The organism is Paraburkholderia sp. BR10141 (assembly GCF_056155635.1).
Window position 1 is genome coordinate 113,841 of sequence record NZ_JBMIQH010000002.1, and the last position, 22,920, is coordinate 136,760.

At 64.9% G+C, this 22,920-nt stretch carries 19 protein-coding genes and 3 pseudogenes; 5 read left to right on the forward strand and 17 right to left on the reverse strand.

Features of this window, described 5'->3' with window-relative positions; genetic code table 11:
• Positions 1 to 84: 84 nt before the first annotated feature.
• The 5 genes and pseudogenes from ACOJB8_RS03075 to ACOJB8_RS03095 all read right to left on the reverse strand — a co-directional run bounded on the left by ACOJB8_RS03075 (position 85) and on the right by ACOJB8_RS03095 (position 5,324).
• Positions 85 to 1,050, reverse strand: a pseudogene (locus ACOJB8_RS03075) (GNAT family N-acetyltransferase).
• A gap of 172 nt (positions 1,051 to 1,222) precedes the next feature.
• Positions 1,223 to 2,503, reverse strand: a complete 1,281-nt coding sequence (locus ACOJB8_RS03080; RefSeq protein ID WP_475011014.1) for an MFS transporter — start codon at positions 2,501 to 2,503, stop codon at positions 1,223 to 1,225.
• A 2-nt stretch (positions 2,504 to 2,505) separates the two neighbouring features.
• On the reverse strand, positions 2,506 to 3,015 hold the full coding sequence (locus tag ACOJB8_RS03085) for a flavin reductase (RefSeq protein ID WP_475011015.1): 510 nt from the start codon (positions 3,013 to 3,015) through the stop codon (positions 2,506 to 2,508).
• A 75-nt stretch (positions 3,016 to 3,090) separates the two neighbouring features.
• Positions 3,091 to 4,464 (reverse strand): LLM class flavin-dependent oxidoreductase, encoded by a 1,374-nt coding sequence (locus ACOJB8_RS03090; RefSeq protein ID WP_475011016.1) that lies wholly within the window; start codon positions 4,462 to 4,464, stop codon positions 3,091 to 3,093.
• Between the two features lie 254 nt (positions 4,465 to 4,718).
• Positions 4,719 to 5,324 carry a helix-turn-helix transcriptional regulator gene (locus ACOJB8_RS03095; RefSeq protein WP_069267024.1) on the reverse strand — a complete coding sequence of 202 codons (606 nt, stop codon included), beginning with the start codon at positions 5,322 to 5,324 and terminating at the stop codon, positions 4,719 to 4,721.
• 114 nt (positions 5,325 to 5,438) lie between these two features.
• Here ACOJB8_RS03095 and ACOJB8_RS03100 point away from each other — a divergent pair, with 114 nt between their 5' ends.
• The 3 genes from ACOJB8_RS03100 (at position 5,439) to ACOJB8_RS03110 (ending at position 7,655) form a co-directional block, all read left to right on the forward strand.
• The gene (locus ACOJB8_RS03100; protein WP_475011017.1) at positions 5,439 to 6,488 is read left to right on the forward strand and encodes a catalase family peroxidase; all 1,050 of its coding nucleotides are present in this window, start codon (positions 5,439 to 5,441) and stop codon (positions 6,486 to 6,488) included.
• Positions 6,489 to 6,579: 91 nt separating this feature from the next.
• Positions 6,580 to 6,972, forward strand: a complete 393-nt coding sequence (locus ACOJB8_RS03105; RefSeq protein WP_069267026.1) for a tautomerase family protein — start codon at positions 6,580 to 6,582, stop codon at positions 6,970 to 6,972.
• A gap of 116 nt (positions 6,973 to 7,088) precedes the next feature.
• Positions 7,089 to 7,655, forward strand: coding sequence for a helix-turn-helix domain-containing protein (locus ACOJB8_RS03110; protein ID WP_069267027.1), 567 nt, complete (start codon positions 7,089 to 7,091; stop codon positions 7,653 to 7,655).
• Between the two features lie 36 nt (positions 7,656 to 7,691).
• Here ACOJB8_RS03110 and ACOJB8_RS03115 read toward each other — a convergent pair.
• Positions 7,692 to 7,859: pseudogene (locus tag ACOJB8_RS03115) on the reverse strand (amidohydrolase family protein); the annotation flags it as partial.
• A 48-nt stretch (positions 7,860 to 7,907) separates the two neighbouring features.
• Positions 7,908 to 8,030: pseudogene (locus ACOJB8_RS03120) on the reverse strand (LysR family transcriptional regulator); the annotation flags it as partial.
• Positions 8,031 to 8,183: 153 nt separating this feature from the next.
• Here ACOJB8_RS03120 and ACOJB8_RS03125 point away from each other — a divergent pair.
• Together ACOJB8_RS03125 and ACOJB8_RS03130 are read left to right on the forward strand one after the other, a co-directional pair.
• The gene (locus tag ACOJB8_RS03125; protein WP_406951169.1) at positions 8,184 to 10,958 is read left to right on the forward strand and encodes an HAD-IC family P-type ATPase; all 2,775 of its coding nucleotides are present in this window, start codon (positions 8,184 to 8,186) and stop codon (positions 10,956 to 10,958) included.
• 39 nt (positions 10,959 to 10,997) lie between these two features.
• Positions 10,998 to 12,740: a Na/Pi cotransporter family protein gene (locus ACOJB8_RS03130; protein WP_069267030.1), complete on the forward strand. Its 1,743-nt coding sequence runs from the start codon at positions 10,998 to 11,000 to the stop codon at positions 12,738 to 12,740.
• Positions 12,741 to 12,771: 31 nt separating this feature from the next.
• Here the strand turns inward: ACOJB8_RS03130 and ACOJB8_RS03135 are convergent, their stop codons facing one another.
• The 10 genes from ACOJB8_RS03135 to ACOJB8_RS03180 form a co-directional block, all read right to left on the reverse strand.
• The gene (locus ACOJB8_RS03135) at positions 12,772 to 14,292 is read right to left on the reverse strand and encodes an ATP-binding cassette domain-containing protein (RefSeq protein WP_475011018.1); all 1,521 of its coding nucleotides are present in this window, start codon (positions 14,290 to 14,292) and stop codon (positions 12,772 to 12,774) included.
• Complete coding sequence (locus tag ACOJB8_RS03140; protein ID WP_069267032.1) at positions 14,289 to 15,215, reverse strand: branched-chain amino acid ABC transporter permease; 927 nt, start codon at positions 15,213 to 15,215, stop codon at positions 14,289 to 14,291. Before ACOJB8_RS03140 ends, ACOJB8_RS03135 begins: the two co-directional genes overlap by 4 nt.
• A 23-nt stretch (positions 15,216 to 15,238) precedes the next feature.
• On the reverse strand, positions 15,239 to 16,114 hold the full coding sequence (locus ACOJB8_RS03145) for a branched-chain amino acid ABC transporter permease (RefSeq protein ID WP_475011019.1): 876 nt from the start codon (positions 16,112 to 16,114) through the stop codon (positions 15,239 to 15,241).
• 93 nt (positions 16,115 to 16,207) lie between these two features.
• On the reverse strand, positions 16,208 to 17,473 hold the full coding sequence (locus tag ACOJB8_RS03150) for an ABC transporter substrate-binding protein (RefSeq protein ID WP_069267058.1): 1,266 nt from the start codon (positions 17,471 to 17,473) through the stop codon (positions 16,208 to 16,210).
• Positions 17,474 to 17,728: 255 nt separating this feature from the next.
• Entirely contained in the window at positions 17,729 to 17,983 is a 255-nt protein-coding gene (locus tag ACOJB8_RS03155) for a hypothetical protein (protein WP_406951172.1), read from the reverse strand.
• 35 nt (positions 17,984 to 18,018) lie between these two features.
• On the reverse strand, positions 18,019 to 18,417 hold the full coding sequence (locus tag ACOJB8_RS03160; RefSeq protein ID WP_368687319.1) for a VOC family protein: 399 nt from the start codon (positions 18,415 to 18,417) through the stop codon (positions 18,019 to 18,021).
• Between the two features lie 67 nt (positions 18,418 to 18,484).
• Entirely contained in the window at positions 18,485 to 20,050 is a 1,566-nt protein-coding gene (locus tag ACOJB8_RS03165; RefSeq protein WP_069267036.1) for a methyl-accepting chemotaxis protein, read from the reverse strand.
• A gap of 242 nt (positions 20,051 to 20,292) precedes the next feature.
• Positions 20,293 to 20,733, reverse strand: coding sequence for a CBS domain-containing protein (locus ACOJB8_RS03170; protein WP_069267037.1), 441 nt, complete (start codon positions 20,731 to 20,733; stop codon positions 20,293 to 20,295).
• A 171-nt stretch (positions 20,734 to 20,904) separates the two neighbouring features.
• Entirely contained in the window at positions 20,905 to 21,927 is a 1,023-nt protein-coding gene (locus tag ACOJB8_RS03175; RefSeq protein ID WP_342949381.1) for a DUF2891 domain-containing protein, read from the reverse strand.
• A 239-nt stretch (positions 21,928 to 22,166) separates the two neighbouring features.
• Positions 22,167 to 22,907: a 2OG-Fe(II) oxygenase gene (locus ACOJB8_RS03180; RefSeq protein ID WP_475011223.1), complete on the reverse strand. Its 741-nt coding sequence runs from the start codon at positions 22,905 to 22,907 to the stop codon at positions 22,167 to 22,169.
• Positions 22,908 to 22,920 lie beyond the last annotated feature (13 nt).

Here is a 22,920-nt window from a genome sequence, read left to right on the forward strand (position 1 = left end):
ATACCGATGAAACGATCGTGACAATACTCGTTACAATCCTATCTATCGGGCTCGGGACGTGGGAACGCTGACCCAGACAGCGGTTTAGAACTGCAACCGATACCGTACGAAATCGTCGGCTTGCGCGAATTCGTCGTAGAGCTTGCGCGCGGGGTTGTCTTCGCGCGTATGCCAGTAAAGACGCGACCATGCGCGCGAACGCGCCAGTGCGATGAGGTCTTCGATGAGCCGCCTGCCGATGCCCTGGCCGCGGCAAGCGGGATCGACGAACAGGTCTTCGAGGTAGCAAATGGGCGCATCGACCCATGTGCCTTCATGCAGCACGCACATTCAGGAGGTTGCCGCTTCTCTCAAGCTCGCAAGCGACGCGCGCTGCTGGCCTTGCGCGTCGAAGTTCTCTTTCGAGAGCCACTTCTCGAATGCGGCTTTCGCGAGCGGCCAGTCCTGGTCGATGATCGCGAACCACGCGGTGTCGCGGTTGCGGCCCTTGTACACGATCGCCTGGCGGAAAATGCCCTCGAACTGGAAGCCCAGACGCAACGCCGTCTTGCGCGAAGGCGCGTTGAGGCTGTCGCATTTCCATTCGTAGCGCCGGTAGCCGAGATCGTCGAACACGTAGCGCATCAGCAGGTACTGCGCCTCGGTGGAAAGCGGCGTTTGCTTCAGGCGCGGCGAAAACGTCACGCTGCCCACTTCGATTACGCCATGCACCGGCTCGATGCGCATGAGCGCGAACGTACCCACGGCCTTCCCGCTCGCGCGGTCGATCACGGCGTAATGGAACGGGTCGCTCGATGCAGCCGCTTTCGCGAGATATTCGCGAAACGCGGCGAAGTCGGTGAAGGGCTCGGAGAACAGGTAGGTCCAGTCGCGACCGTCGGCCGCCGTGCCGTAGGCTTCGAAGAGATCGGCGGCGTGGCGGTCGAGGTCGATCGGCTCGATGCGGCAGAACCGGCCCTCGATCGTCACACGCGCAGGCCGTTCGCGCGGCTGCCAGCCGCTGACAGGGTCCCCGATGGGCTGCTGGAATTCGTTCAGTCTTGCGGACATGCGTGACAAGCTCCTCTTGCGCGGGACGTAACCAATATCCGCGTTAAGTTACCGCATGTCGTGGTTCTGTGGAAAGGTCCACGAACGGCAGGGTGCGTGGAACCACGCAGCGCACACCAATTGTTCAGTTTTCCTCTGCTTTTCGATTCCCGCCTGCGTGCGCCATTGCGGATCACCGACGCCCACCCGCAAGCCGCACCGCATCGGGATGCCGCCGCAACCGCAGCATCGCCGCACAGCCGAGCGCCGGTCCCACGGCCAGCATGCCGAAGCCGCCCCGCCATCCCAGCCACGCCACCGCGTACGGCACGAGATGAATGCTCACCAGCGTGAGCAGAAAACCCGCGCAAGCCTGCGCGGTCAGCAGCGTGCCGACCGAGTCCGGATCGGCCAGTTCGGCCACGCTCGCCGAAAACTGCGCGGAATCGGCGATCACCGAGACGCCCCACACGAGCGCGACCGCGCCCATCACGATGAGCGGCGCGTGAGCCAGCCAGCCCATCAGCGCGGCACACGTTGCGCTCGTCGCCATCGCGCCGACCGTGACGGCCGTGCGCCCCACGCGGTCCGCCAGCACGCCGCCGAGCCACGCGCCCGCCGCGCCGATCGCGATCACGCTGAAGGTCATCCACTCCGCGCGCGTGCGGGCATTGGCCATGCCGCGCGCGACGAACGTCTGCTGCAGGAACAGCGCGAGCCACGCCCACATCGCGTAAAGCTCCCACATGTGGCCGAGGTAACCGAGATTGGCGAGCCGCAAGGCGGGCCGCCGCCACGCCTGCGCGACCTTCGCAACGTCGATGCGCGTGGCGCGCCGGATATTCGGCCCGATGCCCGCAAAGCCGATCAGCACCGCGGCGCACGCCGCGCACGCCGCGGCGACGCCATAGATCGTGCGCCAGCCGAGCCCGCCCGTGGCCGCCAGCAGATGCGGGCTTGCCGAGCCGAGCGTGAGCGCGCCCACGAGCAGGCCGACGAGCAGACCGAGATCGCCTTGCGCCCAGGTGGCCGCGAGCCGCATGCCGACGGGATACACGCCCGCCATGCACATGCCCGTGATGAACCGCAGCGCAACGACCGCACCGCCGACCGGCGGCAGGAACGCGAGCGACGCCGTGGCCACGGCCGCCACGAGCGCGGAACCCGCAAGCAGCCGGCGCAGATCGTAGCGGTCGGGCAGCGAAAGCAATGCGGACGTGATGGTGCCGGCCACGAATCCGCACTGCACGGCGCTCGTGAGCAAGGCTTCGTCGAAGGCGGCAATGGCGTGCGCCTGCTTGATGAGGACCACCACGGTGCTCGACGAAAACCACACGCCCATCGCCGCCACTTGCGCGAGGAGCAGCAATGCGAGCGAGGCGGCCTTGCCGCGTTGCGCCGCGCCAAGCCCCGGCGGCTCCGTTTCGTCCGACGAACGGGAACCGGCAGCGCCTTGGGAAGGCGTGCGCGTCACGCTCAGGCCGCCGCCGCTGCCGCTTGCGCCTGTGCGAGCACGCGATGAAACGCGCGGCCGAACCAGATCAGCCCGTCGCGCCCGCCCACCATGCGCGCCGCCTTGATCTCACAGAAGAACACCGTGTGCGTGCCGACTTCGGTTGTGCGCGCGATGCGGCAATCGAACGAACTCACCGCGCCGCGCAGCGCGGGCGCGCCCGTTTCGAGCCGATACCACTCGGCGAGCGCGAAACGTTCGTCCATGTCGATGTCTTTCGTGGCGAAGCGCGTGGCCACCTCGCGCTGATCGGCCGCCAGCACGTTCACGCAGAGCCGCCCGTTCTCGCGCAGGATCGCGTTGTTGCGGCTCGTGCGATTGATGCAGACGAGCAGCGTGGGAGGCTCGTCCGTCACGCCGCACACGGCGGACGCCGTACAGCCGGCGCGCCCGGCGCCGCCATCGGTGGTGACGATGTTCACGGCGGCGCCAAGACCGGACATGGCGTCGCGAAAGAGGGATTTGTCTACCATATTCTCGCCCGCTTGCGGCGGTCTCCTCGTAGCGGGAATTCAGTGCCCGATTTTCATGCGTGGCTCATGCCTCGCTCATGCCTCGTTCACGCGCGCGCCGCGATACTGCGCTGCCGCGTGGGAGGCCGGCAGGCGCGCGCGGCCGGAGAGCTTTTCGCGCAGGGTGCCCTCACGATACGCGCTTTTATACACGCCACGTGCTTGCAGTTCGGGCACCAGCAGTTCGACCACGTCGTCGAAGCATTCCGGCACCACCGTGCGCGAGAGATTGAAGCCATCCACGCCGGCCGTTTCGCTCCACTCGATCAGCGTTTGCGCGATGCTCTGCGCAGAGCCGACCCACGGCGCCTGACGGCTGCCAAGCACCATCTGCTCGAGCAGCTTGCGGCGCGTCCATTGCGGCCCTGCGCTGCGCGTCATGGCCTCGACGTTCGACACGATCGCCTGGCTCTTGCCCGTCTCGATGGGCTCGTCGAGGTCGTAACGCGCGAAGTCGATGCCAAGCGACGCCGCCGCGTGCGCGAGCGCCGCTTCCGAACTCACGTAGCGCCGGTACTCGTCGAACTTCTCGCGCGCTTCGCTATCCGTGCGTCCGACGGTCAGCGTCGCGCCCAGAAAGACCTTCACGTCGTCGGCCGCGCGCCCGAGTTGCACCGCTTGCGCCCGAATGTCTCCGACGATCTCCTTTACGCCTTCCCTCTTCTGACCGTTGATGAACACGCATTCGGCGTGCGTCGCGGCGAAACGCCTGCCGCGCGTGGACGACCCCGCCTGGTACAGCACCGGCGTGCGCTGTGGCGACGGCGCGCACAGATGCATCGCATCCACCTTGTATTGCGGCCCGCGATGATGAATCATCCGCACGCGCGCGGGATCGGCGTAGATGCCGCCGGCGCGATCGTTGACGACGGCGTCGTCGTCCCAGCTGCCTTCCCAGAGCTTGTAGACGAGCGCCATGTATTCGTCGGCCAGATCGTAGCGGTCGTCGTGAGCGTTCTGGCCGTCCATGCCGATGGCGCGGGCCGCGCTGTCGAGGTAGCCCGTCACGATGTTCCAGCCGATGCGCCCGCCCGTGAGATGGTCGAGCGTGGACATGCGCCGCGCGAACAGAAACGGCTGTTCATACGTGAGATTGGCCGTCACGCCAAAGCCCAGATCCTGCGTCACCGCGGCCATGGCGGGAATGACGAGCGTGGGGTCGTTCACGGGCACCTGCACCGCGCCGCGCAGCGCGGCGTCGGCATTGCCGCCGTAGACGTCGTACACGCCGACGACATCGGCGAAGAAGATGCCGTCGAAGAGGCCCCGTTCGAGCTTCTTCGCGTAGTCGGTCCAGTACTGGAGTTCCGTATAGCGGCTCGACTGGTCGCGCGGATGTGTCCACAAGCCTTGCTGAATGTGGCCCACGCAGTTCATGTCGAAAGCGTTCAGACGGATTTCACGTGGCATGCCGGCTCCTTTTGGGCGCGCTCGATGCCATCTACTATAGTAGACGAACGGATACCGGTGAAACCTGGGATTGATCCGGTGTTGGCGCAAAGTACTCAGGTGAACTTCGCCTGCCGGCTTCACTAAATGTGATGCCACCCATCACGGATTGTCATTTGTCCCGCTCGACCGGGTGGCGTATGTTTGCCGGGACGCAGCGCTGCAGTTGGCGCGTGCCGGGCTCCGATCAGCGCGGCGCGGGCAGCGTGGTCCCGTTATTTCCTGGCGATGCGATATTGGCAGATGAGCCGGCCTTCGCGTAAGCAGTGCTCGCTGACCGGGCGGCCAGTCGCCTCGGAAAAATACGCTGCGAGCGCCCGACATACGCATGGCGTTTCACGCACAGCACCCGCAACCGGGCAGCTGTAATTGCGGACCATGATTGCGTCGCCATCGGGGACGGCTTCCGTGTGCGCGCCGAGCGCGTCGACGATTGCCATGGCGTCGGCGAGATTCGTCTTGAAGTCGCGTGATGCGGGCAGGCCGTTCTCGCGCGCAAGGCGGCGGCCCGTTTCCGTGAGGATTTCCTCGAGCTCACGGTCGTCGAACCGATGCTTGAGTGTGGCGAGAAGGCCGAGCAGGAACCCGGGGTACGCGCTCGACGATGCATCTTCACTGCCCGGCGCGGCCTCATAGAGGACTGCCGGTTTTCCCGGAGTCCCGGTTTGCAGCAATTTCCGCCGTTGAACGAGCCCCTCCGCTTCCAGTTGCTTCAACTGCATGTTGATCGCCGTGCGCGTCACGGCAAGCCGCTCGCAGAGTTGGACGACAGTCAACGGTTCTCGTTGCAGCGCGCGCAAGACGTCGTTCTTGGTAGTCACGGGAAAGAGGTGTGGATCAGCAGGCGTAGCGGGCGATTATAGCCCCGCCCTGGACGGGACCATATTAACCATAATGACATATATAATTGTCATTATTGTCGATATCAATTAGACTTGCGCTGTCTCGTCCAGCCCTCATCCAACCGAAGAGTCCCCAGCATGAACCGATCCGTGCCCCGTTTTTCGTTAGCGATCCTGTTAGCCCTGTCGACGGGGCAAGCCGCGACTGCCCAGACAACGGCATCCCCGCCCGCTCAAAAGTCGACCCCGGTACAACTCGTGGACGCCCTGAATGGGGTATTCGGCAAGCATCCGGACGCGCGGGCGGTGCATGCGAAAGGCATCGTGCTCGAGGGCACTTTCACGCCCAGCGCGAGCGCGCCGGCCGTGAGCAAGGCGCCGCATTTCCAGACCACTGTCCCCGTCGTCGTGCGGTTTTCGAACTTCGCCGGCATTCCCGATATTTCCGACGACCATCCCCTTGCGTCCCCTCGCGGCATGGCCATCAAGTTCAAGCTGCCGGACGGCAGCGACACCGATATCGTCGCGCACTCGTTCAACGGGTTTCCTTCCGCGACGGCCGACGATTTCCGCGATCTGCTGATTGCCCTCGGAACGAGTGGCCCGAACACACCGAAGCCGACTCCGCTGGACGTTTATCTGGGCAGCCATCCGGTGGCAAAGGCATTCCTCACCGCCCACAAGCCATACCCGCGCAGCTATGCGTCACTGCCCTACTTCGGGGTCAACACGTTCAGGTTTATTGATTCAAAGGGCATCGTGACGTACGGGCGCTATCAAATCCTGCCGGTTGGCGGCGCGCACTACCTGGCGGATGCCGACGCAGCAAAGAAGGCGCCAGACTACCTGCAGTCGGAAATCCGCCAGCGCGTATCGCATGCGCCCGTGCGGTTCCGTCTCGTTCTGCAGATCGCTCAAGCGGGCGACAAGCTCGACGATCCGTCCGTAGCGTGGTCGAGCGCGCATCGCACCGTGGAACTGGGCACGATCTCGATCACGAAAGCCGTGGCGGACAATCAGGTGGCCCAACGTAGTCTGCTGTTCCTTCCCAACGCCTTGCCGGCCGGCATTGAAGTCGAAGACCCGATGATCAATGCGCGTTCCGCTGCCTACCCGGTCTCGTTCGCACGCCGCCAGCAATAATCGCCAAACTCAAATCGTGAATCCCGGCACTCAGGTCTGACGGGCTATCGGAGTGCCACCCTCACGCTGTCCCACTCAAGGAGAAGTTCACATGCCAATGCTCAAATTCGACATCATCGAGGGCCGCACCGACGAACAGGTGCGGGCGCTTCTCGACGCCGCCCATGAGGCCATGGTTCAGGCCTTCGATGTACCCGTTACCGATCGCTACCAGAGCGTCAACCAGCATCGTCCCGGCGAACTGGTGGTGGAAGACACCGGACTCGGGTACACACGATCGAGAGACGTCATCTTGCTCACGGCGGTGAGCCGCAAGCGCACCGAGCCGCAAAAGGTCGAGTTCTATCGCCTGCTCGTCGAAAAGCTGCAAACCCAATGCGGCATTTCGCCGGACGACGTCATCGTGTCGATCGTCGAGAACGACGATGCGGACTGGTCCTTCGGCCGCGGGCGCGCGCAGTTCATCACCCGGGAACTGACATAGCGTCGCGAGGTGGGGGGCCACGGTAAAACTGCAGCAACAGTCGCGCACCGGCGAGGAGCCATTCAAAATCTCTGCGCCTGACCGATACGCCACAAGCCGGCCCGTATAATCGACTCATGGACCGACCGCTCACCGACCCCACCTCCGCCATTTCCACGCGCGTGCGCATCGAGCGCGAATCGCGCGGCTGGTCGCTCGCGGACATGGCCGAGCGTTCGGGCGTTTCCAAGGCGATGATCAGCAAGATCGAGCGCGGCGAAGCGAGTCCTACCGCTACCGTGCTCGGCCGGCTTTCGGGTGCCTTTGGCCTGCAGCTGTCCATGCTGCTCGCGCTCGCGGAGCAAACCGGCGAGCGTTTGAGCCGCGCCGCCGACCAGCAAATCTGGCAGGACCCCGAAACCGGCTACACACGCCGGGCCGTCTCGCCGCGCAACGGCGGCATGCTCGACCTCGTGGAGATCGCGTTGCCGGGCGGGGTTCGCGTTGCGTATCCGGCGTCGGCGTTCACGTTCCAGCATCAGCAGATCTGGGTGCGCAGCGGCACGCTGGTATTCGAGGAAGGCGAGCAGGTTCACACGCTCGAAGCCGGCGACTGCCTCCAGCTCGGGCCGCCTGCCGACTGCGCGTTCTTCAATCCGGGCAAGGGCCCGTGCGTGTACGTTGTTGCGCTCGTGCGTCGCTGACTGCGAGCATTTGGACAACTAACCGAGGGTGGGCGCTCATCCCTCCACCCGCGCCTTCACGATCTTCCCTCGCTGCGGCACATATTCAATCCGCTCGACCTCACCGGCCACCATGCCGATGTCGGCGAGCGGATTACCATCGAGCACGACCATATCGGCAATCGCACCCGCCGCGATCACGCCCAGTTCGCCCTTCATGTTCACTGCGTATTGTTGATGGGGTCCGTCGGCGAAGCCACACCGCCCGACGCCTTGGCGGCCGATCGCGCTCTGCGTGAGGTGCAGTTCGGCAGCCGCACGCGTGAAGCTGGCGTGACGCACGGCGGCTTCGAACGCGACGAGGCAGGGCAGCGGAGGCAGTGGCGTGATGCGCATGGAATGACTCGTGCGGGTCGTGTCAGGAAGATGTTGCCATACATCCCACGGCGGCAGCCTCGAACAAAAACTGCACGCGCACCAGGTTGCGCGTGCCTGTTGCGAAAAAAACTTACTATTGCGTTGAATCTCTGCGCAACCAAGGGGGCGAAGATGAGTTCTGCCGAGAATGCGGCAACAGGTGCGGGCGCAGTACAGTGGCACGCCATGCCCGCTGCCGAGATCGAGCGCCAGCTCAGCGTGAATCCGTCGCAAGGGCTCGATGTGGCGGACGCCGCGCAGCGCCTGGGCACCTATGGGCCAAACGTCCTGCCCCAGGGCAAGAAGAGTGGCCCCCTCGTGCGTCTGCTTGCCCAGTTCAACAACGTGCTCATCTACGTGCTGCTCGCGGCGGGCTTCATCAAGCTGATGCTGAGCCTGTGGCTCGACGCCTCGATCATCTTCGCGGTGGTCATCCTCAATTCGCTGCTGGGCTTCCTGCAGGAAGGGCGCGCCGAGAAAGCGCTCGACTCGATTCGCAACATGCTCTCCGCAGAGGCGCGCGTGCTGCGCGCCGGCGAGGTGCGCCTCGTCCCCGCCGAAGAGGTCGTGCCCGGCGACATCGTGCTGCTGGAATCGGGCGACAAGATCCCCGCGGACATCCGCCTCGTCGAGGCGCGCAACCTGCGCACGGAAGAGGCGGCGCTCACGGGCGAATCCGTGCCTGCGGAGAAGAACACCGGCGCGGTGCCGGCGCACGCCACCGTGGGCGATCGCGAGAATATGGCCTTTTCCGGCACGATGGTCCTCTCGGGCCGCGCAACCGGCATCGTCGTGGCGACGGGCAGCCAGACGGAGCTTGGCCGCATCAACGAGATGCTGGCCGAGGTCAGCGCGCTGGAAACGCCGCTGCTACGCCAGATCAAGAAGTTTGGATACGTCATTACGATCGCCATCGGCATCATCAGCGTGCTGCTCTTCGCATGGGGCCATTGGCTCGGCCACATGACCTTCATCCAGTTGTTCCAGGCGGTGGTGGGCATCGCGGTCTCGGTGATTCCGGAAGGCCTGCCGGCGCTCATCACCATCACGCTCGCCATCGGCGTGCAGCGCATGGCGAAGCGCAACGCCATCATCCGCCGCCTGCCCGCCGTCGAAACGCTGGGGTCTGTCTCGCGCATCTGCTCGGACAAGACCGGCACGCTCACCCTCATGGAAATGATGGTGACCTCGGTCGTGACGGCCGACGCGCCCTATGAAGTGACCGGCGACGGCTACGCACCCGAAGGCGAAGTCCGCGCGGGCGGGAAGGCGCTCGGCGCCGAACGGCCGGAGGTGCTCACGCTCATGGGCCGGGTATCCATGCTGTGCAACGACGCCGGGCTCTTCGAAGAAGACGGCAAATGGAAGGTGGAAGGCGACCCGACCGAGGGCGCGCTCTACCCGTTCGCCGGCAAGCTCGGCATGGACCGCAGTGCGGAGGCCGCCGCAGCGCCGCGCATCGACGGCATTCCCTTCGAGTCCGAACACAAGTTCATGGCCACGCTGAACCGCTCGGCGCAAGGCGAGATGCTGCTCGTGAAAGGCGCGCCGGAAGTGATCATCGAAAATTGCGACCGCCAGCAAACCGCAAGCGGCCCCGCGCCGCTCGACCGCGAGCGCTTTGCGCGCGAAGGCGAGCGGCTCGCCTCGCAGGGCGAACGCGTGCTGGCGCTCGCCTGGCTGCCCGATCCCGGCCTCGAAGTGGGCAACCTCGGCCCGCAGGATCTGCCGAAGACGCTCGTGCTGCTCGGTCTCGTAGGCCTCATGGACCCGCCTCGCAAAGAGGCGATCGATGCGGTGCGCGAATGCCACGGCGGCGGCATCCGCGTGACGATGATCACGGGCGACCACAAGGTCACGGCCGCTGCGATCGCGGGCATGCTCGGCATCGGCGACGGCAAGACGGCCGTGGCGGGCGCCGAGATCGAGGCGATGAACGACGCCGCGCTGCAGGAATGTGTGCGCGACGTGGATGTGTTTGCGCGCGCGAGCCCCGAGCACAAGCTGCGGCTCGTGAAGGCGATCCAGGCCAACCGGCAGGTGGTCGCCATGACGGGCGACGGCGTGAACGACGCGCCCGCGCTCAAGAAGGCGGATATCGGCGTGGCGATGGGCATCAAGGGCACGGAAGTCACGAAGGAAGCCGCGGGCATGATCCTCGCCGACGACAATTTCGCCTCGATCTCGGCGGCAGTCAAGGAGGGGCGCACGGTCTACAACAACATCGAAAAGGCCATGCTCTTCATGCTGCCCACCAATATCGCCCAGGGCGCCGTGATTGCCATCGCGATCCTGTTCGGCTTCGTGCTGCCGATCACCGCGCCGCAGGTGCTGTGGGTGAACATGGTCACGTCCGTCGCGCTTGGCCTCGTCATTTCCTTCGAGCCTCACGAGAACGACGTGATGCAGCGCCCGCCGCGCTCGATCGACCGTCCTATCGTCACACCATTCGGCGTGTGGCGCATTCTCTTTGTCGGCGCCACGCTCGTGCTCTATACGCTCGCGGCATTCTTCTGGATGAAGTCGCAGGGCGTGGCGGATTCGATGGCGCGCACGGCCGCCGTCAACGCCATTACGCTGGGACAAGTCTTCTATCTGCTCAATAGCCGTTCGCTGCTCAATTCAGCGCTATCAGTGCGGGCGCACATGGGCAACCCGTATCTCTGGTACGGCATCGGTGCTGTCGTCGTGCTGCAGATTCTTTTCACCTATACGCTGCCCTTTCACGCGGTGTTCAATACCGAGTCCCTGCCGCTCTCGACCTGGCTCTGGCTCGTGGCGGGTGCGATCCTGTTCTTCCTCGTGGTGGAGCTGGAGAAGCTCGTCATTCGTTCGATACCGGCGCTGAAGAAGTCCGTGAGCCCGCAACCGCGCGGCGCGCCAACAAGGCAGTACCATGACGCGTAGAATCGTTTCGTCCCGTCCCGAGAGCGAGGGCCCAATGCCATGCTGCCTGGTGCGAACCTGAACCTGGTCGAGGTGACCGGACTGCTGGTGGGCGGGCTCGCCCTGTTCCTGTTCGGGCTGGATCTGATGACGGGCGCGCTCAAAACGATCGCCGGCGCGCGCCTGCAATCGCTGCTGGGTTCGCTCACCGCCAACCGCTTTCGCGGCGTGCTTGCGGGCGCCGGCATCACGGCGCTGCTGAATTCGTCGACTATCACCACGGTACTGCTGGTGGGCTTCGTTTCCGCGCGGCTCATGACGCTGATGCAGTCCATCCCGATGATCATGGGCGCCAATATCGGCTCGACGCTCACCGCGCAGATCATCGCGTTCAATATCTCCGCGCTCACGCCGTTCATGCTCGGCGGCGGCTTCCTGCTCTATGGCTTCGCGAAGCGCGAAACGCTGCGCGAACTGGGTGGCGCGCTGCTCGGCCTCGGCCTGCTGTTTCTCGGCATCGAAATGATGGGCAACGCGACCCGGCCCCTGCGCGATTACCAGCCGTTCATCGACGCGATGCAGAACATGCGCAATCCGCTCATCGGCATCGTGATCGGCGCGGTGTTCACGGCCATCGTGCAAAGCTCGGCGGCCACGCTCGCGATCGTGATCGCGCTAGGCAGCCAGGGGCTCATTCCGCTCGAGTCGGGCATTGCGCTGATACTCGGCGCCAATGTGGGCACCTGTGGCACGGCGCTGCTCGCTTCAATCGGCAAGTCGGCGGAGGCCGCGCAAGTCGGTATCGTCCACCTGATCTTCAACGTGCTTGGCGTGCTGTTCTTCGCCTTCGTCATTCCGCAGTTCGCCGATTTCGTGCGCATGATCTCGCCTTCCGCGCCCGAGCTGACCGGCGCTGCGCGCCTCGCGGCGGAAACGCCGCGGCAGGCCGCCAATGCACACACAGTGTTCAGCGTGTTCAGCACCCTCGTGCTGATCTGGTTCACGGGGCCCATTGCGAAGCTCGCCGAACGCCTGGCCCCGGCACGCCGCGAAGGGTGGCAAGACCCCGGCGTGCCGCGTTACCTCGATGAAACGCTGGTCGAAATGCCAGCGCTCGCCATTGCCCGCGTGCAACTCGAACTGGCTTCGCTCGGCAAGCTCGTGCAGATTCTCGTCGAGCATAGCGCCACGCTGCTGGTCGAAAGCTCCACGCAGGCGCTTTCCACGGTGTCGAACGAAGACAAGGCGGCAGACTCGCTCAGCACTGCCATACTCACCTATATCGGCAAGCTCTCGGATGCCGTGCAAAGCGACGACGAGGGCCGGCAACTGGTGGATCTCGCGCGAATTGCCACCTGCCTCGACGCCATCCGGGAAGTGGCCACCACGAGCATGCTCGCGCTGAGTCAGAGGCGCGCCGCGCAAAGCGCGGACGTGACCGTGTTGGCGAACAACCCTGAGCTGGTGCAATTCGCCCGGTCCGTCATCGAGCGTTTCACGCTTGCCGTGCAGATGATCGCGCACCCGGAGGCCGACGTCGTGACGGGCATCGTCAACGCCAAGCCGGAAATCGAAGCGCAGTCCGACTCGGCGCGCCAGCGCATCATGTCCGCACTGCAGTTGCGCAACGAGGGAGCGGCGTTCCTTTTCCGCTTCGCCAACGACGTGATCGAGCAGTTGAACGAGGTGGCGCGGCTTTCCCGGGCCATCGCCAAGGCCACGCGGTGGCTGCACGACGTGAAAGTGCTGGAGCCTGAAAGCGCAGAGGCCGTGGCCGAGACCGAGGCAGAAGCTCAGGCGTGAAGACGCGGCGCGCGCATGCCGCGCGTGGCCTTCAACGCGGCGCGCCCGAGGTCAGTGCATGAGGAACGGTCGTGGGCACCGCTTCGAGAAAGCCGCGCCCCATCTCCGTCTCGAAGCGCGAAGCGCTCCCCTCCCAGACGATGCGCGCATGTTCCAGCACATAAACGCGGTCCGCGTGCGGCAGGGCGAAGCGAACGTTCTGCTCGCCCAGCAGCACCGTAATGGGCGTGGACTGCTGCAGCGCGTCCAGCGCCTTCGAAAGCTGTTCGAGGATCACGGGTGCGAGCCCGAGCGTCGGCTCGTCGAGTATCAGCAGCCTGGGCTGAGGCATGAGCGCACGCGCAATGGCCAGCATTTGCTGCTCGCCGCCCGAAAGCGTGCGCGCGGTTTGGCTCTGGCGCGACTTGAGGATCGGAAAGAGGTCGAACAGCCACGTGAGCTGCTTCTTGCGCACGTCGTCGGAGAGATGATAGGCGCCGAGTTCGAGATTCTCGCGCACCGTCATGTCGCCGAACAGCTCGCGCGTTTCCGGGCATTGCACGAGGCCCGCGCGCGAGACGGCCGCCCCGCTCATGCCCTTCAGATCGCGCCCGTCGAAGCGGATCGTCCCCTTGTACGGCAAGAGGCCTGAAAGCGCGTTGAAGAGCGTGGTCTTGCCGGCGCCGTTGAGGCCGACCACCGAAACGAACTCGCCCTCGCGCACGTGGAGGCTCACGCCGTCGAGCGCGCATGCCTTGCCGTACAGCACGCGCAAGTCCGAAACCTCGAGGATGGCGCGCTTCGCCTCGCCCGCGACGCTCGAGCGCTGACGCAGCTCCAGCTTGCTGCCCAGATAGACGCGGCGCACCGTCTCGTTTTGCATCACCTCTTCCGCCGTGCCTTCGGCAACGTGCTCGCCGAGGTACATCGCGAGCACGCGGTCGGCGAGCGCTGAAAGGCTTTTGACGTTGTGATCGACCAGCAGCACCGCGCGCCCCTCCGCGCGAAAACCGCGAATCAGCTCGGAGAATGCCTCCGATTCCGCAACCGTGAGTCCTGCGAAGGGCTCGTCGACGAGCACGACCTGCGGGTCGCGTGCTATCGCCTTCGCCATCTCCATGCGGCGCAGGTCCGCGAACGGCAGCGTGGCAGGGTGCCGGTGCATGACGGCGGCCAGACCCACGCGCGCGGCAATCTCCTGCGCGCGCTGATGCACATGCGGCTCTGCCGCGAGCTTGACGAGCGAGTCGGGCAGCAGTGCGAGCTTGATGTGCTCCAGCACCGTTTGCCGATGCAGCGGGCGCGAATGCTGAAACACGATGCCCACACCGGCGCGCGCAATGCGGTGCGGCGCCCAGCCGGCCATCTCTACGCCGTTCACCTTGACAGAGCCCGCGTTGGGGCGCTCGATGCCCATGATGAGCTTCATCACCGTCGACTTGCCGGACCCGTTGGGGCCGATCAGGCCCAGGATCTCGCCGGGCCGGATGTCGAAGCCGATGTCCTTCACCGCGACGAGACCGCCAAAGCGCTTGGTCAGCCCGCGTACCGAGAGCAGCGGCGTGTCGTTCATTGGCGGGCCCTCGTACGCAGCAAGTTGCCGAGCAGGCCGTCCGGAAAGAACAGCAGCGCCGCGAGCGCGACGGCCGCGACGACGAACGTGTTGAGTTGGCCAAGTGGGCGCAGGAATTCGCCGGCCACGATCAGGAAGATCGATCCGAGCACGGCGCCGAGTATCGTGCGGCGCCCGCCGAGCACGGCCGCGATGATGATCTGCACGCCGACGCTCAGGTCCACCACCGTGCTCACCGAAGCCGTGCCTTGATAGAACACGAGCATCGCGCCGGCCACGCCCGAAAACACGGCGCTGATGCAAAAGGCCACGAGCTTGTGCCGCGTGACGTTGAAGCCCAGCGCCTGCGCACCGGTCGCGTCCTGGCCGCTCGCCTGCAAGATGAGGCCGATTGCCGAGCGGGAGAGACCGAACAGCAGGATCGCGCAGACGACCAGAAACGCCAGCGCGATCCAGTAGTTGTGGTTGGCGTCGACGGACATCACGTCGGGCACCATCATGCCGATCTCGCCGCCCGTCACGCCCGCGAAAATCACGATGGCGTTCTGCAGCAGCAGCACCGCCACGAGCGTGACGAGGCCGAAGTACGGGCCGCGCAGCCGCAGCGCGGGCACCGCGAGCAGCAGGCCGCCGACCAGCGCGAAGAGGCCGCCCGCGATCACGCAAACAGGAATCGGCAGCCCCCAATGGGCGTCGATGATCGCCGCCGAATAGGCGCCGAGACCAATCAGGAACGTCGGGCCGAAATTGACCTCGCCGGCAAAACCGAACAGCAGGTCCCACGACATCGCGAACACGCCGAAGTAATACGCGACCGTGAGCACGCCGAGGATATACCCCGACATCCACCACGGCAGCGTGGCCGCCGCAACGGCGAGCAACACGGCCACCCACACCCCACGCGAACGAAGAAGACCGGACATGTCGATGTGCTCCCTTCGCTCCGTTAGCGACGACCCAGGAAGCCCTGGGGCCGCACATAGACGACGAGCACCAGCAGCAGCAGCGCAGGCAGCGGCCGCAGCGTCGGCGCAACGAGATACGCGGTGACGGTCTCCAGATAGCCGACCACATACGCGGCCATCAACGATCCGGAAACGCTGCCGAGCCCGCCCAGCACGACGATGGAGAACGCGCTAGCCGTGAGTTGCCCGGCATTGTTCGTACTCACGCCGAGGAACGACGCCAGCAGCACGCCCGCAATGCCCGCCAGCACGCCGTAGATGGTCCACGCGAGCAGATAGATGCGCGAGAGTTCGAAGCCGAGCAGCGTGAGGCCGCGCGGATTCATCGAGGCGGCGAGCAGCGCCTTGCCCGCGCGCGTACGATTCACGAAGAGCCACAGGAGGCCGATCACGGCCCAGCAGACCACGGCGATCATGATCTCGTTGAACGGCACGCGCACGCTGCCGATCATCGCCACGCCGCCGATGAGCGGGCGCATCGTCACCGGGTTGTCGGTGAAGAGCCAGGCCATGCCCTGCTGGATCATGATGCCCCACAGCAAGGTGCCGGTGAGCACGAAGATTTCCTTCTCTTCGGCCGGAATCGCAGCGGAACGCTGGATAGGCCGCACCACCATCAGATAGGTAACATAGGCCGCGATGAGACCGGCGAGCACGCCAAGCAGCGTGCCGAGATAGGTGCCGAGGCCCGCCTCCCCCGCGAGCATCCAGCCCATCAGCGCGGCGACGAGCATCACGCCACCATGTGCGAGATTCAATATGCCGGAGACGCCGAAAATCAGCGTGAAGCCGATGGCGCCCAGCGCGTAGAGCGAACTGATGGCAAAGCCGTCGATGAGGATCTGCAAGAGCAGCATGCCCGGCCTTTCAGGAGGATTGGCGTGTCGCAACATGCGCCATGCGGCCCCTCGTCAGACGAAGGGCCGCACCGCGCGACGCACTACGCGAAGCTAGTTTGCGCTAGCCTGCTGGAGCTTGATGAAGGTCGGGAACTTGACCTTGCCGTTTGCAACGGACTTGGGCCAGATCGCGATCTGCTTGCCGTCCTGCCACTGCAGGTTGATGCCGGTGATGTAGCCCGGGCCGTACTTGAGCGCGTGCGTGAACGTGTCGTTCTTGCCGTAGAATTCCCAGCGCCCGATCGTGCCGACGTAATCCGTCTTCTCGAGCGCGGCGACCATCTGGTCCGGATCGGTCGAGCCCTTGTTGCGCTTGATCGCATCCGCGAGGATGTATACGAGGTCATAGGTCGAGAAGCCGCAATACGCAGGCGATACGCCGAACTTCTTCTGGTACGCATCCGCGAAAGGCACCGTCTTCGGCGTGATCGCCACGCCCGGTGCCGCGGCGGAAGCCGTGATCACGCCCTCCGTCGCGCCGTTCGTGTCCTTCCAGAAGCTCGTGGTCGTGGCCTGCGAACTCTGGCCCGACATCGGGATCGGCACCTGCTGATCGTGCCACTGCACCGTTGGCTGCACGCCCACGTGGCTGATGCCCGTGGTGATCGTATCGGGGTGTTTGGCCTCGATCTGGTTGAAAATTGGTGTGAAGTCCGAAGTATCCGGATTGAAGCGGATATGATCCAGCACCTGAAGACCGGCCTTGGGCAGGCATTCCATGAAGCGCTCGTCGAGCGGCTTGGTCCATGCCGCGTCCTCGCTCATCACGACCGTCGACTTCATCTTGAACTGGCCGACGAGAATATCGTGCGAAAAATCGCAGATCGACTGCGCGATGAATGCCGACGTCATCCAGCCGTGGAACGTGTATTTGTAGTGGTCGTAGTCGTCGTGAACGTGCTTCGAAATATCGTTGCTCGCGGCGCCCGGCGTAATAAAGGGCATTTTCAGCCGCGCCGACCAGGGTTCCATGGCGAGCGCCACTTCGCTGATATAGCTGCCGATCACGGCGACGACCTTGTCCTGGGTCGCGGCGCGCTGGAACGCGCGCACGCCGTCCGAGGCCGACGAGTGGTCGTCGTAGGCGATGATCTGGATGGGTCGGCCATCTACGCCGCCGCTCGCGTTGATCTCGTCCGCGGCGAGCTGCGCCGCCTTGCTGATCGAGGCGCCCGCCACCGCGGACTCCTCGCTGATCACGCCGATCTTGATCGGGTCGCCCGCGGCATGCGCGCCGGCCGCGAGGCCCAGCCCTGCCGCCACCATACCCGTCGCCGCTACGCGATGAAGGTTTCGCCACACGCCGTTACAGGACATCATGCATCTCCGATTCGCCTGGATCGTTGAAGAACATCTGCCCGCTTCAAAGCTGCTTTGAAGAATGTGCCCCCAACAGTATCACCCGCCTTTGCACGCTCAATCGGGAAAAACGATGACAGGTAACATACGGATAACGTGCTGATTTCATGGTGCAAAGCGGCAAGAAAACGCGCTTGCCCGCGCGGCTGCGAACGATGCGCGCAGCACCTCGCGCACGTTCGCGCTCGCTGAACGCATCAGGGGACGAGACGATCACTCGCGGTCCTTGCCCCAGCGCCAGCGAGGCGGCTCACCCTTGAGCCAGCAGACCGCCGAAAGCGCGAGCGTGGCGAGTATCACGAATGCCGCGAATGCGTACGGCTGCCCGTGCGGTTCAAAAAGTATCGCGCTCAAGGCAATCGACAAGACATACGCCACGAGCACCACCCACCCCTGCCAGGTGAGCGGAAGTCCCCACCCCCAGCCATAGCGTTTGGCTCGAAACCAGTATTTGCCAGTGCCCGGCATGTCCCCATCTCCCGCGCCTCGCGTGAGGCGCAACTTCAGGCCGATGCAGTATGGCACACGGCCTCGACCCGGTTTCCGGCAGGATCGATGAGAAAGGCGGCGTAATAGTCGGCGTGATAATGCGGCCGCAAGCCTGGATCGCCATCCGAGCGGCCGCCCGCAGCGAGACCGGCTGCATGGAACGCATCGACCTGCGAGCGTGTAGCGGCCTTGAAGCACCAGTGCCGCTTGTTCGGCTCGATGGCGCCGGCGTCCAGGTAGATGGAAAGATACGACGACTGCGTTTCGGCGGCGTCGCAACGCTCGCCGTAGCCGAGCGCGTTGGGGCGGTCGTAGACCTTGAGCGCACCCAACGCATTCATGATCGCATCGTAGAAGGGACGCGCAGCGTCGAGATCGGGCACGCCGATCGAAACGTGATCGAGAAGCTGCATGGTGCTGGCACTCCGCAGTCGTGAATACACGACTATAACCGGCGGATCACACCCTGCAGCGTTTGCGTTACCCGGTGCGGCCGACGCGGAACACCGAAACCGCGGCGTTCAGCCGGTGCGCTTCGTTTTCGAGCGACGACGCGGCAGCCGTTGCCTGCTCAACGAGTGCCGCATTCTGCTGGGTCACGAGGTCCATCTGTCCCACGGCGACGTTGACCTGATCGATGCCCGTGCTCTGCTCCGCCGCCGCCGATGCGATCTCGTTCATGATCGCACTCACGCGCGCGATCGCTTCGACGATTTCGCTCATGGTCGAGCCCGAGCGCTCGACGAGGCCCGCGCCCGTTTCCACGCGCGAGGTCGACGACTCGATTAGTTCCTTGATCTCCTTGGCCGCCGCGGCGCTGCGCTGCGCGAGCGAGCGCACTTCGCTCGCCACCACCGCGAAGCCGCGCCCTTCCTCGCCCGCGCGCGCCGCTTCCACCGCCGCGTTGAGCGCGAGGATGTTGGTCTGGAACGCAATGCCCTCGATCACGCCGACGATCTCGCCCACGCGCCGCGAGTCGCCCACGATGTCCTGCATCGTGCCGACCACTTCGCGCGAGAGCGCGCCGCCCTGCGCGGCGAGGCCGGAAGCGCCCTCGGCGAGCGTGCTGGCCTGGCGTGCGTTTTCGGCGGTCTGCTTGACGGTGGAGGTCAGCTCTTCGATGCTCGCCGCCGTTTCCTCGAGCGAGGCAGCCTGCTCCTCGGTGCGCTGCGAAAGGTCCGTATTGCCCGCCGCGATCTCGCTCACGCCCTTGTCGATCGACAGCGCGCCTTCACGCACGCTGCTGACCGTCTTGATGAGTGCATCCTGCATCTGCCGCAGCGCGGCCTGCAGGCGGCCCATTTCGTTGTTGCTCGTCGTCTGCACCGTGCCGCTCAGGTCGCCCGCGGCGATACGCTGGAACTGGGCGATGGCCGCGTCCACGGGATGCACGATCGCGCGCATGAGCGCGGCGCGGCCAATCCACGCGAACAGCAGCGAGAGCACCATGCCCACGCCCACCGCGACGCTCACTGCGTTGAAACGGTCCTGCGCTTCCTGGTAGCGCTGCGCACCGAGGTCGATCTGGCGCTTCTCGAGTACGAGCATCGCCTTTTCGTAGTTGCTGTAGAGCGACGGCAGCTTGTGGCCCTGCAGTTCCTGGAATGCGGTCTTGTCGCCGGCCTTGAGCGCCGCCAGTGCCGGCTCGAGGCCATCGTGCAGGAAGCTGTTGCGCCTGGCCTGCATGTCGGCGATCAGATCCTGCGCCTCGCCTTCTCCGCTCGCAATCGACAGATAGTGGTCCAGACGCTCGTTCGAGTTCTTCAGGTACTGGTCGTAGCGCTTGAGCACCGCGTCCGCGGCATCGTGGTCGCCGAGATCGGAGAGCGATGCGTTGGTGGCGAGCGCCAGGCGCAGACGCAGCAGCTGGCCGGCGCTGCCCTCGAGGTCGGCGACCGCCGGCGTATTGACGGTGTACATGGTGCGCAGCGACTCGTTGCCCGCTCGCATCGACAGGAGTCCTGTGGCGGCGCCGACGATCAGGACGATGCCGAAGAAGGCGATCATCAGGGTCAGGCTCGCGCGTATCGACAGCTTGTGAAGCATTCCTGGTCTCTCTTCCGTGGGGGCGCGCGGCTCTGGAGGCCGCGCGTGGCCCAGTCGTTTTTCATTGATTGTTCCGGTGCGCTTGTCCAGTGCAGCCCGGGCGTTCAGGCTGATTAAGCGCCCAGTACATAACAACGGCAGGAGAGCTTGCGAACTTTATGGTTTGCTGCAAAGAAGTACGACCGTTAGCAACGCTTCGCAATACAGACCAATATATGGGATCGCGTACGAATCAATCCGCATCACGCGCTGGCTGGCTCCGCACCCGCCTCGCCCTCGTCCATCGGCACGAGATAGCGCAGCACGTCGCGCCAGCTCACGATGCCAACGGGACGGAATTCGGCATCCACAATGGGAATGCACGAAATCTTGTTGGACAGAAAGAGGGCCACGGCGTCGGAGAGGCTCGACTCGGGCCGCAGCGTGAGCGGCTTGCGGCTCATGATCTGGTGCACGCGCTTGTTGAGCGTGCCGAGATCGCGCGCGGATTCGACCACGCTGTCGATGAACGGGCTGATCGCGCGCAACAGGTCGCGATCGGAGACGACGCCTTGCAGCTTGCCGTCTTCGACCACGAGCAGATGATGAAAGCTCGCTTCGGCGAAAATCTCGCGCACGGTCGCGAGCGTGTCATCGAAGCCAATGGTGACGACACGGCTCGTCATGAATTTCTCTACTTGCATACCTTCCAGACCTGAATGGGTTCGACGTCCCGAGCCGGACGATGCGCGGCCGATTCCGGCTGCAGCTCGGGGCTTCAGCCCGTTATATCGACCGCAGACGCGTCAATCTTCAGTCTGGAAAGCGGCGTGCGGCGCGCGCGAACGGCACGCCCCACACGTTTCATGCCTTCGTCATGCTTCGAGCGCGAGCGTCGCGAAGGTGGCGAGCCAGTGCTCGCCCATGTAGTCCCCAGCCACGTGGTCGAGCGCGCTGGCCAGATGCAATTGCGCGGCATCGTTGAGGACGGCCACGCGTGCGTCGCCGGCCGGCAGTGCGCGTGCAAGTGAGCGCTGACACCACGCGCGGCTCAGGTTGAGGCCGTCGAGGTGGGCGATCTTGCCGTCACTGCGGTCGGTCACGGTGGCCGGCGTGAAGAGCGTGACCGGCTCTTGCACCGCGAGGCTGGGCAAGAAGCGCGTGAACCACGGCTCGAAATCCTGTGCGCGCAACACCCGGCTCATCAGCAGGGCCACGCTCAGCGCGGGCGAGAGGAATTCGTCGCCGCCCGGCTCCCATGCCTGGCAGCCCGCGTCGTTCGCGTGCCAGCGCGTGGCCGTGTCTTCGATCAGCGTCGCCAGCGCCGGACGCGCTGTGGCTTTTGCGAAGTCGTACGCGAGCGTGAGCGCGAACGCCGTATTGAAGTGAGTGCCCACTCGCAGCGGATAGGTCGCCTTCGGCAGGAATTCCTCGAAGCGCTCGACGAACCAGTCGGTGAGCGGCGCGAGCGCCGCCTTCCAGCGCGCGGCCTGCGGCAGCTTCATCGATTCGACCAGCGCGTCGACTTGCGCCGCGAGCGCGAGCAGCCATGCCCAGCCATAAGGGCGCTCGAAACCGCGATTGTGCGCGAGCGTGAGGTAGGCCATCTCGCCGGCCATCTTCTCCGGCGTGAAGTGTTCGTCGACCACGGCGACGATCCGCGGCCCCTCGGGCAAGTCGGGAAAGCGCTCCAGCAGATGCAGCACGAGCCAGTAGCCGTGCACGCACGAATGCCAGTCGTAGCTGCCGTAAAAGACCGGGTGCAGCGCGCGCGGGCCTTGCACGTCCTGTGGGCCGTCGAGCGAGTGGGTCAGCTTGTTCGGGTACTCGCGCGTGAGGTGGGCAAGCGCGAGCGAGGCGAACTTCGAGGCATGGGCGGCGGTGAGGTGTGTGGTCATCGTGAGCTCATCAGAACCGGAAAACGAAGGCGTACATCAGCAGCGTGTTGAGAAATCTATCACGACAATTTATCGATAAATAGTCGATAAAGTCTTTGTAAGGGAAGTCCCTGGGCGATGGGCATGGCATGAAGGCGAATCAATGCCGCCGCGCTGTGGCGCGGCGTATGGCTGGGGTTGGCGGGCTTGGCAGTTAGTTGCATTCGCCGCGGCGGACTGGAATCCCTGTTCAGCAGGATTCAGAGATCGAATGCGTGTTGATCGTTCGCCGCCTTCGGCGCGTCGTGGAACGACAACTCGGCGCCAATGCGCTCGCCGCTGCGCACGCGGCTGATGGCGTGCCGGAGGTTCACGCGGTAGTAAGCGCTGCTGCCTATGAATGGCCGCTGGGCCGTGGCGATGATCGCCGCGTCGCCCAAGCCGAGCGGAACGACCGTCGGGCGCGACTGCATGCGCGGACGCTGCTCGGTCAGCACGAGTTCGCCGCCCGTGAAGTCTTTCCCCGGCGCCGAGAGCAAGGCGACCATTTGCAGCGGAAATACATGCTCCCCTTCACTGCGTTGATGCAGCGCCAGATAGTCGTCGGTGCGGAGCTGGTTCAGATGCGACTGCGCCTGCGTTTGCCCCGCTCGACGGTTGCGCTCCAGAAATGCATCCAGCGCTGCAGGGTATCGATAAGGCATGCCAAGCATCTCGTTCCATCGATTGGCGATGGGCGCCAACTGGCGATAGAGGTCCGCACGCCATTGCGCCCACGGCTGCGGCAGCGCGGCGCCGAAATACAGCAGATCGCCACGACCGAGATCGAGCGAGTCCAGCGAAACGCGGCGCAACGCGGTCGATGTGCCGGCCTCGCGCGCGAGCATGCGGGCCTCGGCCGCGCCAGCAAGCCGAGGCAGTACCGCATACCCTTCGCTATCCAGTTGCGCGGCGATTGCGCTCCAATCGAGCTTATCGAATGTGTTGGCGGCTGAACTCATAGACAAGGACATA